The organism is Candidatus Thiodiazotropha sp. LNASS1, assembly GCF_964212655.1.
Classification (GTDB): domain Bacteria; phylum Pseudomonadota; class Gammaproteobacteria; order Chromatiales; family Chromatiaceae; genus Thiodiazotropha.
This window is the reverse complement of sequence record NZ_OZ156465.1, coordinates 2,242,964-2,256,517: the sequence shown is the minus strand read 5'-3', so window position 1 is coordinate 2,256,517 and position 13,554 is coordinate 2,242,964. Positions and strand designations below refer to the sequence as shown.

Below are 13,554 nucleotides of genomic sequence, written 5' to 3'. Positions count from 1 at the left end.
TCATACCGCCGGCCAGAGGCAATCGCTGCGGTCGATGGAATACCGACCTTTGCGGCCGGGCTGTAAAGCGGGATTTGACCTCCAGGCAGTATTCTCCATACTGCACCGGTGCCGATCGATTCCACAATTAGGCTAGGGTCTGTTAACAGGCCCTAAACAGAGTATGTTTCCGATATGAGTGTGTTCACTGAGATGGAGGGTTGATGAACGGCTTTGATTGCCAGAATGAAACGGGTTATCTGCTGGGTGTCGATACAGGAGGCACCTTCACCGATTTCGTTCTGTACCGCGCTGGAGAGATGCGGATACACAAGGTGCTGTCGACGCCACAGGCACCGGAACAGGCCATCCTGCAAGGAATAGAAGAGCTGGGGCTTGGGACAAGCGATCTGGTTATTGTGCACGGCTCTACTGTCGCTACCAATGCCGCCTTGGAGGGCAAGGGCGTGCATACACTCTACATCGGTAATCGTGGCCTGCAGGATATCCTCACGATCGGACGTCAGGCGCGCAGTGAACTCTATAATCTGCAGCCGCACGCCAGGGCTGCGCCTGTGGCGGCGAACGACTGTCTGCAAACCGGCGGCCGCCTTGACAGCCAGGGAGAACTGGTCGAGCCACTGAGCGATGAGGATATCGATACGCTGAAGGGCGAGGTTGCCCGCCGAAATCCCGAGGCTGTGGCGATTAACCTGTTGTTCAGTTATCTCGATGACCGCTTCGAAAGGAAGATAGAGGCAGCGATACCTGAAGGTATCTTTTGTTCCCGTTCCTCCAGCGTACTGCCGGCAAGCGGCGAGTATGAGCGTGGGATAGCCACCTGGCTCAACAGCTGGGTGGGACCGTTGGTGGAGGGTTATATCGAGCGCCTGCGGGTACGTCTTGGCGGGGCGCGAATCTCAGTGATGCAGAGCTCCGGCGAGGCGATCTCGGCGGATCAGGCTGCACGGCAGGCAGTGCGGATGCTGCTCTCAGGCCCGGCAGGCGGTTTGGTCGGTGCCGGCTATGTGGCCGCGGCATCGGGTCGCAGCCAGCTTCTGACCCTCGATATGGGGGGAACCTCCACCGACGTGGCATTGATTGACGGGAGCCCCAGATTGACCCGGGAGGGGCATATCGGACCCTGGCCTGTGGCTGTGCCGATGGTGGATATGCATACCATCGGTGCCGGGGGCGGCTCACTTGCCTGGGTGGATGCGGGGGGCATGTTGCAGGTAGGTCCGAAGTCTGCTGGAGCCGACCCCGGACCGGCTTGTTATGCCCGTGGCGGCACCGAAGTGACGGTTACGGATGCCAATTTGATCCTCGGCCGTTTGCGAAACAGTGCTTTCCTGGGTGGGCGTATGCAACTCGATATGCAGGCGGCTGAGAAGGCAATGGGGCAATTGGCGCAGCGGCTTGGGCTCTCTCTGCACAGGGCGGCGGAGGGAGTGATCAGAGTCGCCAACGAGCATATGGCGCGTGCCCTGCGCGTGATTTCAGTTGAGCGGGGAGTTGATCCGCGCAGTTATATCCTGCTCTCATTCGGTGGCGCGGGTGGGTTGCATGTGTGTGCTTTGGCCGACGCCCTGGGCATGCGCTCCGCCCTGGTGCCGCTCAACGCGGGTGTCCTGTCCGCCTTGGGAATGTTGGCAACCCGGCCGGGACGTCAGTTGGTGCATGCCCGTCTTGGGCTGTTGCAGGCATTGAGCGACAGTGAACTCCGACAGGCGTTTTCCCGGCTCGCGCAGGGTGGAGTGACAGATCTTGTGGAGGAGGGCATAGCCAGGGATCGGATCGAGGCTGAATATGCCTTGGATCTGCGCTATTTGGGACAATCCTATACCCTTACCGTCCCCTGGAGCAGCCTGGAGCGGGCGGAAATCGATTTCCATGAGCGACACGAAATTCGTTACGGCCATCGCATGTCGGCGCCCGTGGAGTTGGTTAATCTGCGTGTGGCCCTGCGTGGTCCGCAGACAACGATTGCATTGAATGTTACAGCCGGATCCGAGCCGGCCGAGGCTTGCGAGCATTTGACAGTCTGGGGAGTGGATATACCAGTGCCGCGGTATGAGAGAGCGCAACTGGCTGTGGGGCAGGCGCTTGCGGGGCCGGCGCTGATTACGGAAATGGCGTCAACCACTTGGTTGGCGCCCGGTTGGCGTTGTACAGCGGATAGCGCCGGTAATCTGTTGCTCGAAAAGATGTCGTGAAGCCAGGCTGATCGGAGTCTATCGGATTATCCGTCCGGACATAAAAAACCCGCCGAGGAGGCGGGTCTCTACCAGGGAGGGTTCAGATCTATTTGATCTTCGATTCCTTGTACATCACATGCTTGCGTACCTTGGGATCGAATTTTTTGATCTCCATCTTTCCCGGTTGGTTGCGCTTGTTCTTGGTCGTGGTGTAGAAGTGTCCAGTGCCGGCACTGGAGACGAGTTTGATTTTATCACGCATGACTCTGGGCTCCTGGGTTAGACTTTTTCGCCGCGGGCGCGCATTTCGGCAAGCACCGAATCGATCCCCTTCTTGTCGATGATGCGCATACCTTTAGAGGATAGACGCAGACGGACCCAGCGTTTTTCACTCTCGACCCAGAATCTGTGGGTATGCAGATTGGGGAGAAAACGACGCTTAGTCTTGTTGTGCGCATGGGAGACGTTGTTTCCCGTGACCGGGCGCTTGCCGGTGACTTGGCAGACTTTTGACATGGTCCAGACCTCGAAATAGTTATCCCTGGATAGGGGGCATAGCTTTATCCCCCGGGCGAAAGGCGCGTATTTATACCAGAGTAAGGGTTGGGAGGCAAGTTAAATCAGCCCGCGTTCAGCCAGCGAAACCGCTTCTCCCTCGCCAATCACGATATGGTCGAGAACACGGATATCCACCAGTGCCAGGGCATCCTTGAGGCGTTGGGTGATCTGACGATCGGCCCGGCTCGGTTCAGCCACCCCTGAGGGGTGGTTATGGGCGAAAATGAGTGCGGCGGCATTCAGCTCCAGGGCTCGTCTGACGACTTCTCTGGGGTGGACATTGGCCCCGTCAATCGTGCCGCGAAAAAGCTCTTCATAGCGAATCACACGATGCCGGTTGTCTAGAAACAGGCAGGAGAATACCTCATAGGCATAGTGACGCAGTCTGGCTCGCAGATAGTCTTGGGTCTGTTCCGGAGCGGTCAGACTGCCGGATGTTTCAAGCTGCTCATGCAGGTATCGCCGAGCCATTTCGAGGACCGCCTGCAGTTGTGTGTATTTTGCCATGCCCAGCCCCCTGGACTTGCAGAAACGTCGCTGGTCGGCACTGAGCAGATGGCGCAGACCGCCGAATTCGGCCAGCAGACTGCGCGCCAGATCCACTGCTGTCTGGCCGGCAACACCTGTGCGCAGAAAGATGGCCAGCAGTTCTGCGTCCGAGAGTGATTCCGAACCCCGCTGCAGCAGTTTCTCTCTGGGTCGTTCATCGATGGGCCAATCGGTAATCGGCATATTAAAGACCTCCTTGTCTTTGATCTAGGGCCGATTGGATGAGTGTTATCAGGCCCTAGGTAATCAGGCTCCAGCCTAATCTGTACTTTCCTTTTGATCGATTGTTTCCACAACCATCCGGTATAGGCGGCCGGACCTTTTACGCTCTATTTGTACCGGCAGGTAGCCCAACGACGGTGCGAACCAGATAGTGTAGTCCGGCTTGCGTGACTCTTTGCTTCGCCTCACCCGCAGGCAATTTATCTGGCCAAAGGGTGTTTCGATTTCTTCCTCACCCTCGACAAGAAATCGATAGCGCTTGATTTTTCCGCCGTCGGCCACCTGGTAGGAGATATCCTCCCTGCCCTCAGCCAGGTGCAGGCGTACCAGCAGTTGCTGGCTGAGTCTGTCCTGAGTGCCGGATGCGATGGGTTGGGACCAGGTGACACCGCCGCTGGTAGTGCGGACCTTGTCTGCCTGCCAGTCAAATACCAATTCTGTGCGCTCATTCTCATTCCCCAAATCCTTATAGGTATAACTGATCGGTTGGATTGCGTCCCCGGTCAATCGTCCCTGACTCACTTCGATGATCTCATCGGCACTGAACCAACCCGCAAGCATCCCCGGCAAGGTATGGGCATTATAGTGGTACTCACCCTTCTCATTCAGGCTGAACTCAAGCATCAATTCACCCAGCGGAATGACATTGCGCTTAACGCTGAATGTCGCTGAAAAGGGCTTCAGCAGTCCCTCAGTGTCGGCGTTCAAAGGCATGCAGCAAAACAGCGCCGTAATCCCCAATAGCCAGCCACTGTGGTATCGGAGCCTGATCATCGATCAGCTATCCGATAGGTTCCAGCGGGGTGAACACCACGGGTTTTTCAAGCCTCTTTCCATTCAGTATGACCTCGCCGTTCTCATCCATTGATAAGCGTTTCTCTGCGAACCAGCGTATTGCCAGGGCGTAGATCTGGTGCTCCTTCCGCAACACCCTTGCCGCAAGGCCGTCAGCGTCGTCGTCCTCCAATACAGTTACCTGGGCCTGTACAACCAGTGGGCCGCCATCCAGTTCCTCGGTGACGAAATGGACACTGGCCCCGTGCAGTTGATCGTGTGCGTCCAGCACCCGTTGATGCGTGTTCAATCCAGTATATTTCGGCAGCAGCGAGGGATGGATATTCAACATGCGTCCCGCATAGTGACGAACGAACCCGGTCGTCAGAATGCGCATGAAACCGGCCAGGGCGATCAGGCCCGGCGAGTAGCGGTCGATTAATTTCATCAGTGCACGGTCGTAGCTTTCCCGGTCTGTGAACTCCTTGTGATTGAGGATAGCTGTTTCGATGCCGGCCTGCTCGGCCCGTTGCAAACCGTAGACATCAGGGCGGTTGCTTATAACAGCGCGGATCTCAATGGGGAGATCGATCAGCGTGGCATCGATAATTGCCTGAAGGTTGGTGCCACTACCGGAAATCAGCACCACGACAGGTAGTTTTGGCACTCCACTCACGCAAGCGGTCCGCTTATCTCAACCCTGATATCGGTGTTGTCTGCGGATTCTATTGCCCCGACAACCCAGGCGGTTTCACCCATATCGTTGAGCAGCTTCAGGGTGGTTTCGGTCTCTTTTTGTGCAACACAGACAATCATGCCGATGCCACTGTTGAAGGTGCGCAACATCTCGCCGTTGGCCAGCTTGCCCTGAGTTCGCAGCCATTCGAAGATAGGCGGAAGTTGCCAGCTGCCGCTGTCGATCACCGCTTTGCAACCATCGGGAAGGACTCGAGGAAGGTTTTCGGGCAGTCCGCCACCGGTAATGTGGGCCAAGGCATGAATCTCCACCTCTTGCATGAGGGCCAACAGGGGTTTGACATAGATTCGGGTGGGCGCCAGCAGTGCATCACCCAGGGTGTTATCCTGGAAGGGCTGATCCAGGTTTGCGCCACTGACCTGGAGTATCTTGCGTATCAGGGAGTAGCCATTCGAGTGGGGTCCAGACGAGGCTATGCCAATCAGTGTGTCACCCTCCTGTACCCGCTCCGGGAGTATCAGGCGGCTCTTTTCGGCAATACCGACACAGAAACCGGCCAGATCGTAATCGCCTTCCGCGTACATGCCCGGCATCTCGGCGGTTTCACCGCCTGTCAGGGCTGCCCCGGCCTGTTGACAGCCGGCCGCGATTCCCTGCACCACATCGGTGGCGATCTCCACATCCAGTTTTCCAGTGGCGTAATAATCCAGAAAGAACAGGGGTTCGGCGCCTGCGACTACGATATCGTTGACACACATAGCCACCAGGTCGATGCCGATCGAATCATGGCGATTGAGCTCCAATGCCAGTTTCAGTTTAGTGCCTACCCCGTCCGTGCCTGAAACGAGCACCGGTTCCCGGTATCGATCCAGCGGCAGCTCGAAGAGTGCGCCAAACCCACCGAGTCCTGCGAGTACACCTGAACGGAAGGTCTGTTTAACAATCGGTTTGATACGTTCGACCAGTTCATTGCCCGCATCGATATCAACACCGGCGTCCCGGTAGCTGAGCGATGAGGGGTTGCTGGGTTTGGATTCATACTCCACGGGATGATACTCCGGCTTCAGGCCCTAGGTGATTCAGACCGGGATTCTAACAGAAGAAGTGGGACTCAGTGAGTGTTGTACATGTTCTGATTTTCATCTTTTCCGCAGGCGCGTTAATATTTCCCGCTATGCGATGATCCGATAAGTCTGTTTCTCAGTGCAGACCCATGGGGTGGCTCATGTTTTCCCTACTGGAAACCAGGTAGCCGAATAGTGATTATCAGAGAACCCTTGTGAAGTGTGACGATTCAATGATTCAAACTCGACTGAAGATGGCTTTCCAGTGGTTGATGTTTTCGGCTGCTCTGTTGTCAGCGCCATGGGTATCTGCCGAACGGGTGGGGGAGCTCTATCAAGCGGAGGTTCCGGTTCACGGCCAGAGCGCACAAGCGAGGGCGGATGGAATTCGCTCGGCCTTCGCCAGCGTAATCGTGAAGGTGAGTGGTGATCGTGGCCTCTTGAACCATCCCGAGATCCCCGGCATCCTTAAAAAAGCGTCCGCATATATCCAGCAATATCGCTATAAGACACTTGAAACCTCCAATCCCGAGGCTGCACCGGATTCACCGGATCGCCTGTTGTGGGTGCGTTTCGATGAGCGGGCGGTCAATCGTCTGCTACGTCAGAGCGGTGTGCCGGTGTGGGGTGGTACGCGACCATCCATCCTGGTCTGGTTGGGCCAGGAACAGGGTGCGCGACGTGACCTGCTGTCACTCGAGCGGGAACGGCGCTTGAGACACTATTTAAACAGAGTGGGGGAGTCACGGGGACTGTCATTTCTCTGGCCACTCATGGATATGGAGGACCGAAACGCAATACGGGTAAGCGATCTGTGGGGCGGTTTTGAAGAGAATATCCGCCGGGCCTCTGAGCGATATCAACCTGATGTGATTCTTGTCGGCCGTATGACCCGGCAGGGCTCACGCAGTTGGCGAGGTGAGTGGTTGCTCTATCTGCCCGATAAGGTCAATCGCTGGCAGACCAGTGCCGAAGGTAAAGTGGCCCTTGCCAGTGAGGGCTTGAATCAAGCCGTTGATGCCCTTGCGTTGCGTTTTGCTCCACAACAGGTTACTCAGGGGGAAACCGATATCAGGATTCGCGTACATGGACTAACAAGGTTGGCAGACTTTGTATTGGTTAAAGAATATCTGCAGTCGTTGGCGATGATCGAACAACTTGATCTGCTATCGGCTGATACCGAAAAGGTTAATTTCAAGGTCCGTATTCATGGCAGTAGGGAGGCATTGGAGCGTGGTATTCAACTTGGTTCCGTGCTCGAGCCGGTGGAGTCCCTCGATTATTCGGCAGCAGTTGAAAATAAGAACCCAGAGGTGGTTGTTGGCGAAAGTCTGGTATATCGCTTGCGTTAGGGCCTCTGAAATCATCTGACAATATGGGACACTACACACGATTTACGCCCAGCGGGGTTGTCATTCGTAAATTCAGAGTGGTTATACATCGCTCATGCAGCCTTGCTGGACAGACAGTAATTCTGCCAGGACCGATTGGATGAGTGTTCACTGGCCCTAGCATGATACGGAGCCGCCATTTCGATGCAGAGTAAGGATATCCCCAACCTGATCAGTGTACTGCGCATCTTATTGACTATCCCGATTGTCTGGTTGTTGTTTGAGCATGAGTTCTCCTATGCCCTGATACTGTTCGCAGTAGCCGGTATTTCCGACGGCATCGATGGTTTCCTCGCAAAACGGTTTGGTTGGCAAAGCCACCTGGGAGGTTTACTCGATCCTTTAGCCGACAAAGCCTTGCTGATGAGTTCATTTCTGGTGCTCGGAGGTTTGGGGCTGATTCCTGTCTGGCTGGTGATGCTTGTGATCTTCCGCGATCTCACCATTATGGGTGGAGCGCTCTATTATAATTTCAGTGTTGAAGAACTGGACGCTAATCCAAGTCTGATCAGTAAGTTGAACACATTGTTACAGATAGTGCTGGTGCTGCTGGTAGTGACAAATGCCGGCCCTTTTACCCTGCCTTCCCAGCTGCTGACCTGGCTCACCTGGGTTACCGGATTCACCACCCTGGTCAGTGGTATTGCCTATGTCTGGGTATGGACAAACAAGGCTCGTGACAAAGGCTGGCGCTGATGACGCCGTCGCGGATTGGAGGTTGTAATATCCGGTACCAGCGTATGGCTGGATATATAGCAGGTAAGTCTGTAGTGCGGATGGTGTTTTTCTTTGGTCATGTTTAGACTTCACTAGGTATCAACTGAGAGTAGATTGAAATCATGGAGGGGGATAATGAAGTACCTGACTGTTATTGTCATTGGCGGTTGCCTGCTGTTATCTTCTGCTGCCATTTCCGAAGAGTCTGTCAAGGGTGCAGGTATAGAGGGGAATCGCTATATCGGGGTTATGGTCTCTTCCCCGCAATACAAGGAGGATGATTCCAATACCGATTTTCGCAGTGCCGGCTTGCTGGTGCGAGGGGGCATGGAGTTCAATGAGTTTCTGGCAGTTGAAGGTCAGTTCGGTCTGTTTGGCGAGGATGTGGTCAATGACCGCAGCTATCAGATCGAGTATCTGTTGAGCATCTATGCCAGGGGCAATCTCCCTCTCCTCGACAGCCGGACCCGACTCTTTGCCTTAGCTGGAGTGACCCATTTTTCCGGTAATGTACCCGGATTCAGCAGTGTGGATGAGACTACGATTGGCTATGGTATTGGTCTCGAACTCTATGCGGACGAACAGAATGCGCTGACGCTTGAGTGGCTGCGTCATGCTGTCGGCGATATCCATAATGTCGACTACAAGCTGGAGTCGGCTAGTCTAGGGTTTGTTCATCGCTTTTAGGGACTTTATTACTGCCTGCGGGGTGCCGCGCATTGGTGTCAGGCAAACACTGTCTGGGCATCGAATACCGGCCCATCGACACAGACCCGTTTCATCGCCGGCCCCTGAGGTGTTTGCACCTCCACCACACAGCCAGCGCAACCGCCAACGCCACAGGCCATGAACTCCTCCAGAGAGACCTGGCAAGGTATATTATGCTTGGCAGCCAATTGCGCAACCGCTTCCAGCATCGGGTGGGGGCCACAAGCAAAGATCTCAACCTCAGACAATGCCTGCATGTTGAGGGAGCTGATCCATTGTTCGGCCAACTCAGTGACATAGCCTTGAAATACTCCAGGAAAGCCCTGCAGACTGGCAAGCCTGCAGCCTATCCCCCAATCGTCCAGCAGCGGCATGCTGGCGATCACACCGTCGGCCAGCCCTGGAATGATGATTTGAGAGGGGATGGATTGAAAAGGAAACGGCACCTCAGAGCCGAGAATCACAAAGGGTTGTTTCTGCGGGTCTTTACGCAAGGAATCCGCCAGAAATACCATTGGAGGCATGCCGACACCACCGCCTATCAAAAGGGGTTTATTACGGCCCGGGCTAGGGGTGAAGGGATTACCGACAGGGCCCAAGAGGCTGATCTTCTCCCCGGTCGTGCGTTGTGCCAGCAGTCCGGTTCCCTTGCCTACACGTTTATACAGCAGCTCAATCCAGCCATGTTTGGCGGAGCAACGCATGATAGAGATCGGCCGGCGCATTGGAAGCTGCGGATCACATGTGAGATGCACAAAACTGCCGGGCATTGCCTTTGCGGCGCAGTGGGGAGCGAGCAGGCGCATGATGAACTGATCGCCGGCAAAAGCCTGATGTGAAAGGATTTCAGCATCTTCAAGAAAGACGGTGTCACGTTGCATTTTCTTCATGGGTATTTTGAGAATAGACCAATCGGCCTTTCAATAGTGTGTGGGTGACCCGTGCCGGCATTTCCCAACCCGTGAACGGTGTGTTTTTACCCGCGCTGAGGAGCTTCTCCTTGTCTACAATCCAGCGTTGACGGGGATCGAAAATACAGATATCCGCCGGGTGATTTGGCGTCAATCGCCCCATCCTCAGGCCGAGTATGTCCGCCGGGCCACAGGTCAGGCGGGCAATGGCGTCGCTCAGCTCCAGAACCCCCTGATCGACCAGTTTCAGGGTCAGGGGTAACAGGGTCTCGAGTCCCGAAATACCCGGTTCCGTGTCGGGGAAGGGTGATGCCTTGGCGTCTGCCTCATGGGGCTGATGGTCGGAACAGATCGCCTGAATGACGTTCTTTGCGACAGCATCGCGTAGGCCGTTACGGTCACTGTCATTTCGCAGGGGAGGTCTGACATGGTGGCTGCTGTCGAAGCCCTCGATATCCGTTTCGCTCAGATGCAGCTGGTGGATGGCTACATCGGCACTGACCCGTCGCCCTTCACGCTTGGCCCATGCCATGGTCCGCGCAGCACTTGCACTGGAAAGGGCGTGAAAGTGGATTACAGCTCCAGTGGTCTCCGCCAATGCAAGATCGCGGGCAACCGCGACTGTCTCAGCCGCTTCGGGAATGCCCGGCAGACCCAGCCGGTCGGCGACCTTGCCCTCATGAGCACAACCGTTGTTACTGAGGTAGTGATCTTCCGGACGTAAAATGATCAGCAGATTGAATGTGGATGCATACTCCATGGCTCGACGTTGAACCAGGGTGTTGGCTAATGGGGTATAGGCATTGGTGACAGCTATGCAGCCAGCCGCCTTGAGTGCCGCCATCTCGCTCAGTCGATCGCCTTTCAGGGCCTGGGTCAGAGCACCCTGGGGCAAAAGACGGCAATAGCCCGCTTTACGTGCCTTGTGTCGGATCTGTCCGACCACCGCAGGGGTGTCGATTACCGGATAGGTGTCAGGGGTGCAGCAGATTGTGGTGATCCCACCGCTGGCCGCAGCCTGGGTTTCACTGGCTATAGTGGCCTTGTGTTCCGCCCCGGGTTCCCGCAGGTTGGTGTTGAGATCGATCAGGCCGGGACAGACCACCTGTTCAGTGGCGTCGATGGTGAGACTTGCCTGAAACTCCCTTGGGGGGGAGCCGAGACAGAGGATTCTACCGCCGGCGATGTGCAGATCAGTGATCTCGTCAATGCCGTTTGCCGGATCTATGACCCTGCCACCGAGGATTGAGATGTCTTTCTTCTTTCTCATCCCGCCACCTCCTGCATGCGCAGGTTCTGGGTGCCTATAACCTTCGAGATCACCGCCATGCGTATGGCAATGCCATAACTGACCTGCTGCAGGATTACGGATTTTGAACCGTCGGCTACCTGGGAGTCCATTTCGACACCGCGGTTGATGGGCCCTGGATGCATTACGATCGCTTCCGAGTCGGCCAGTGCCAAGCGTTTTTCAGTGAGTCCGTAAAGACTGAAATACTCATGCTCAGAGGGGAGCAGTGCACCCTGCATACGCTCTTTTTGCAGACGCAGCATGATGATGACGTCCACATCCCAGATACCCTCTTCCATATTGTGATAGACATGAACACCTAGACTGCGCGCATCCGATGGCAGCAATGTGCGAGGAGCCACAGCTCGAACCTCCGAGACCCCGAGCGTATTCAGGGCGAGTATTTGCGAACGGGCTACCCGGGAGTGGAGTACATCGCCGACAATGGCTACCCGCAGTCCGGCAAATTCACCTTTATGCCGGCGGATGGTGAACATATCCAGCATCGCCTGGGTGGGATGGGCGTGACGACCGTCACCGGCATTGATGACGCCGACTCCCCGATCGGCGTGTTGTGCAATGAAATGGGCGGTCCCGCTGCTGGCGTGACGGACGATGAACATATCCACATGCATCGCTTCCAGATTGCGTAGCGTGTCCAATAGAGTTTCACCCTTGGAAGTGGCGGAAGCGCTGATGTTGAGGTTGAGGACATCCGCCGAGAGACGTTTCGCTGCCAATTCGAAGGTGGTTCGTGTCCGGGTGCTGGTTTCAAAAAAGAGATTGGCGACTACTTTACCCCGGCATAGGGGGACTTTCTTAATGGTTCTTTCGGAGACCCCGGTGAATCCCTCTGCCGTGTCGAGGATTTCAGTCAGTGTCGCCCTATCCAGTCCATCGATGGTAAGGAAGTGGAGCAGTCTCTGTTCATCGTCCAGTTGCAGGGTTTTATTGCTGAAACTCATAGCCGTCTAACCTTGTTCATCACTGCGTGAACTCCGATTTGTCTTGGTGCCGATCACCAATCCGAGCGGCTCGGGCCCAATCAAGGTGATATGCTGGTTCTGCTCCAGTTCCGGGTGCAATCCGACCACGTCAGGCTGTATCGGCAATTCCCGCCCGCTGCGGTCGACCAGTGTGGCCAATATGATCGATGCAGGACGTCCATAGTCGAAGATCTCATTCAGTGCCGCCCGGATTGTCCTTCCCGTATGCAGGACATCATCTACCAGGATGATATGACGATCATCCACCGGTATAGGGAGATCGGAAGGGTGAACTTCGGGATTCATTCCGATGCGCGTGAAGTCATCCCGATAAAAAGAGATATCCAGCGTGCCGAGAGGATCATCCAATACGAGCTGGTTGTGCAGTATTTCAGCCAACCAGACACCGCCGGTACGGATACCGATCATTAACGGATCTGTTATCTCCCTCGAGTTCAACAGAGAACGGACTTTGTCCGCCATTACGTCTACCAGAGGTCTCACCTCATTGGCATCCATATACATTTTTCTATTGTTCATTTAACCAGGTTTCCAAAATGAGTTTGGCTGCTACGGCGTCATAGTTTTCCAATCGCTTGGCTTTATGTCCCAGTCTGTCCCTGGCTTCGAAGGAGCTGTAACGCTCATCAGCCAGATAGACCTTGATATGAAATCGCCCCTCAAGTTGTCGTGAGAAGCGTAATGCCGGTTGTGTGGCATCTGTTTCGCTGTCATCCACATCGAGTGGCAGACCGACTACAAGGGCCTGAGGTCTCCACTCTTCAATAAGGCTCGCGATGCGTTGCCAATCAGGCTTATGATTAACCAAATGCAATGTTTCCAGCGCGGTTGCCGTACCTGTCACCGTTTGCCCGACAGCTACGCCTATTTTACGGCTGCCGTAATCGAACCCTAGCAGGGTGCCCATCCGATATCGCTCTCTATGCGTGGCCAGTATCGCCGCTCAACAGGTTCAGGTCCACGCCGAGCAGGTCGGCGGCTGCCTGCCAACGCTCATCGCTGGCCCGGTTGAAGATGATGTCGCTCTCAGCCGGCCCGCTCAGCCAGGCATTCTGAGCCAATTCACTCTCAAGTTGGCCCGCACCCCAGCCGGCGTATCCAAGGGCAACGAGATTGTGTTCAGGACCCTTGCCGGCAGCGATGGCCTCAAGGATATCCAGTGAGGTTGTGACACTGATATCTGTGGTGACCTTCAGCGTCGATGCCCATTCCGTACTGGATTCATGCAGCACGAATCCCCGGTCACTCTGTACAGGGCCGCCGATATAGACCGGCTGTTCAGCAATGTCGGTGGTGCTGATCTGTATCTCCAGTTGTTCGAATATATCCGCCAGATGCAGATCCATAGGACGATTGATGACTATACCCATTGCACCGTCGGTGGTGTGTTCACATATATAGGTGACGGTATGGAAGAAATTCGGGTCCTCGAGGCGCGGCATGGCGATGAGGAAATGGTTGGTTAAATTGGTTTCAGGACGCATGGCC

At 55.4% G+C, this 13,554-nt stretch carries 16 protein-coding genes; 4 read left to right on the top strand and 12 right to left on the bottom strand.

Features of this window, described 5'->3' with window-relative positions; genetic code table 11:
* The first annotated feature begins 203 nt into the window (after positions 1 to 203).
* The gene (locus AB8516_RS09870; RefSeq protein ID WP_369160264.1) at positions 204 to 2,195 is read left to right on the top strand and encodes a hydantoinase/oxoprolinase family protein; all 1,992 of its coding nucleotides are present in this window, start codon (positions 204 to 206) and stop codon (positions 2,193 to 2,195) included.
* A gap of 88 nt (positions 2,196 to 2,283) precedes the next feature.
* Here the strand turns inward: AB8516_RS09870 and rpmG are convergent, their stop codons facing one another.
* The 6 genes from rpmG to purM form a co-directional block, all read right to left on the bottom strand.
* Positions 2,284 to 2,439 (bottom strand): 50S ribosomal protein L33, encoded by a 156-nt coding sequence (rpmG, locus tag AB8516_RS09865; protein ID WP_068990016.1) that lies wholly within the window; start codon positions 2,437 to 2,439, stop codon positions 2,284 to 2,286.
* A gap of 17 nt (positions 2,440 to 2,456) precedes the next feature.
* A complete protein-coding gene (gene rpmB, locus AB8516_RS09860; RefSeq protein ID WP_069122699.1) occupies positions 2,457 to 2,693 on the bottom strand; it encodes a 50S ribosomal protein L28 in 237 nt (78 codons plus the stop codon).
* A gap of 99 nt (positions 2,694 to 2,792) precedes the next feature.
* Positions 2,793 to 3,467 carry a DNA repair protein RadC gene (gene radC, locus AB8516_RS09855; protein WP_369160261.1) on the bottom strand — a complete coding sequence of 225 codons (675 nt, stop codon included), beginning with the start codon at positions 3,465 to 3,467 and terminating at the stop codon, positions 2,793 to 2,795.
* A gap of 75 nt (positions 3,468 to 3,542) precedes the next feature.
* On the bottom strand, positions 3,543 to 4,280 hold the full coding sequence (locus AB8516_RS09850) for a DUF3108 domain-containing protein (RefSeq protein ID WP_369160259.1): 738 nt from the start codon (positions 4,278 to 4,280) through the stop codon (positions 3,543 to 3,545).
* 7 nt (positions 4,281 to 4,287) lie between these two features.
* The gene (purN, locus tag AB8516_RS09845) at positions 4,288 to 4,956 is read right to left on the bottom strand and encodes a phosphoribosylglycinamide formyltransferase (RefSeq protein WP_369160257.1); all 669 of its coding nucleotides are present in this window, start codon (positions 4,954 to 4,956) and stop codon (positions 4,288 to 4,290) included.
* Complete coding sequence (gene purM / locus AB8516_RS09840; protein WP_369160256.1) at positions 4,953 to 6,023, bottom strand: phosphoribosylformylglycinamidine cyclo-ligase; 1,071 nt, start codon at positions 6,021 to 6,023, stop codon at positions 4,953 to 4,955. The genes purN and purM overlap by 4 nt, the downstream gene beginning before the upstream one ends.
* A 251-nt stretch (positions 6,024 to 6,274) precedes the next feature.
* On the opposite strand from purM, the gene AB8516_RS09835 reads away from it, so the two are divergent.
* The 3 genes from AB8516_RS09835 to AB8516_RS09825 all read left to right on the top strand — a co-directional run bounded on the left by AB8516_RS09835 (position 6,275) and on the right by AB8516_RS09825 (position 8,836).
* Positions 6,275 to 7,393: a DUF2066 domain-containing protein gene (locus AB8516_RS09835; RefSeq protein WP_369160254.1), complete on the top strand. Its 1,119-nt coding sequence runs from the start codon at positions 6,275 to 6,277 to the stop codon at positions 7,391 to 7,393.
* 183 nt (positions 7,394 to 7,576) lie between these two features.
* Positions 7,577 to 8,128: a CDP-alcohol phosphatidyltransferase family protein gene (locus AB8516_RS09830; RefSeq protein ID WP_108291165.1), complete on the top strand. Its 552-nt coding sequence runs from the start codon at positions 7,577 to 7,579 to the stop codon at positions 8,126 to 8,128.
* 156 nt (positions 8,129 to 8,284) lie between these two features.
* A complete protein-coding gene (locus AB8516_RS09825; RefSeq protein ID WP_369160251.1) occupies positions 8,285 to 8,836 on the top strand; it encodes an outer membrane beta-barrel protein in 552 nt (183 codons plus the stop codon).
* Between the two features lie 38 nt (positions 8,837 to 8,874).
* On the opposite strand, the gene AB8516_RS09820 is transcribed toward AB8516_RS09825, so the two are convergent.
* Genes AB8516_RS09820 through AB8516_RS09795 form a run of 6 tightly spaced genes read right to left on the bottom strand, consistent with a single transcriptional unit; the run spans position 8,875 to position 13,550 of the window.
* The gene (locus tag AB8516_RS09820; RefSeq protein ID WP_369160249.1) at positions 8,875 to 9,747 is read right to left on the bottom strand and encodes a dihydroorotate dehydrogenase electron transfer subunit; all 873 of its coding nucleotides are present in this window, start codon (positions 9,745 to 9,747) and stop codon (positions 8,875 to 8,877) included.
* Entirely contained in the window at positions 9,728 to 11,038 is a 1,311-nt protein-coding gene (locus AB8516_RS09815) for a dihydroorotase (protein ID WP_369160247.1), read from the bottom strand. Before AB8516_RS09815 ends, AB8516_RS09820 begins: the two co-directional genes overlap by 20 nt.
* Entirely contained in the window at positions 11,035 to 12,024 is a 990-nt protein-coding gene (locus AB8516_RS09810) for an aspartate carbamoyltransferase catalytic subunit (RefSeq protein WP_069122728.1), read from the bottom strand. Before AB8516_RS09810 ends, AB8516_RS09815 begins: the two co-directional genes overlap by 4 nt.
* A gap of 6 nt (positions 12,025 to 12,030) precedes the next feature.
* The gene (pyrR, locus tag AB8516_RS09805; protein ID WP_369160244.1) at positions 12,031 to 12,585 is read right to left on the bottom strand and encodes a bifunctional pyr operon transcriptional regulator/uracil phosphoribosyltransferase PyrR; all 555 of its coding nucleotides are present in this window, start codon (positions 12,583 to 12,585) and stop codon (positions 12,031 to 12,033) included.
* Positions 12,575 to 12,973, bottom strand: a complete 399-nt coding sequence (gene ruvX, locus AB8516_RS09800; protein WP_108291155.1) for a Holliday junction resolvase RuvX — start codon at positions 12,971 to 12,973, stop codon at positions 12,575 to 12,577. The genes pyrR and ruvX overlap by 11 nt, the downstream gene beginning before the upstream one ends.
* A 13-nt stretch (positions 12,974 to 12,986) precedes the next feature.
* A complete protein-coding gene (locus AB8516_RS09795; RefSeq protein ID WP_369160242.1) occupies positions 12,987 to 13,550 on the bottom strand; it encodes a YqgE/AlgH family protein in 564 nt (187 codons plus the stop codon).
* Positions 13,551 to 13,554: the final 4 nt, after the last annotated feature.

Bases quoted from the DNA above. Each gene is read 5' to 3' on its own strand.
- AB8516_RS09870 (WP_369160264.1), top strand. From the start codon at position 204: ATGAACGGCTTTGATTGCCAGAATGAAACGGGTTATCTGCTGGGTGTC.
- rpmG (WP_068990016.1), bottom strand. From the start codon at position 2,439: ATGCGTGATAAAATCAAACTCGTCTCCAGTGCCGGCACTGGACACTTC.
- rpmB (WP_069122699.1), bottom strand. From the start codon at position 2,693: ATGTCAAAAGTCTGCCAAGTCACCGGCAAGCGCCCGGTCACGGGAAAC.
- radC (WP_369160261.1), bottom strand. From the start codon at position 3,467: ATGCCGATTACCGATTGGCCCATCGATGAACGACCCAGAGAGAAACTG.
- AB8516_RS09850 (WP_369160259.1), bottom strand. From the start codon at position 4,280: ATGATCAGGCTCCGATACCACAGTGGCTGGCTATTGGGGATTACGGCG.
- AB8516_RS09835 (WP_369160254.1), top strand. From the start codon at position 6,275: ATGATTCAAACTCGACTGAAGATGGCTTTCCAGTGGTTGATGTTTTCG.
- AB8516_RS09830 (WP_108291165.1), top strand. From the start codon at position 7,577: ATGCAGAGTAAGGATATCCCCAACCTGATCAGTGTACTGCGCATCTTA.
- AB8516_RS09825 (WP_369160251.1), top strand. From the start codon at position 8,285: ATGAAGTACCTGACTGTTATTGTCATTGGCGGTTGCCTGCTGTTATCT.
- AB8516_RS09820 (WP_369160249.1), bottom strand. From the start codon at position 9,747: ATGAAGAAAATGCAACGTGACACCGTCTTTCTTGAAGATGCTGAAATC.
- AB8516_RS09815 (WP_369160247.1), bottom strand. From the start codon at position 11,038: ATGAGAAAGAAGAAAGACATCTCAATCCTCGGTGGCAGGGTCATAGAT.
- AB8516_RS09810 (WP_069122728.1), bottom strand. From the start codon at position 12,024: ATGAGTTTCAGCAATAAAACCCTGCAACTGGACGATGAACAGAGACTG.
- pyrR (WP_369160244.1), bottom strand. From the start codon at position 12,585: ATGAACAATAGAAAAATGTATATGGATGCCAATGAGGTGAGACCTCTG.
- ruvX (WP_108291155.1), bottom strand. From the start codon at position 12,973: ATGGGCACCCTGCTAGGGTTCGATTACGGCAGCCGTAAAATAGGCGTA.
- AB8516_RS09795 (WP_369160242.1), bottom strand. From the start codon at position 13,550: ATGCGTCCTGAAACCAATTTAACCAACCATTTCCTCATCGCCATGCCG.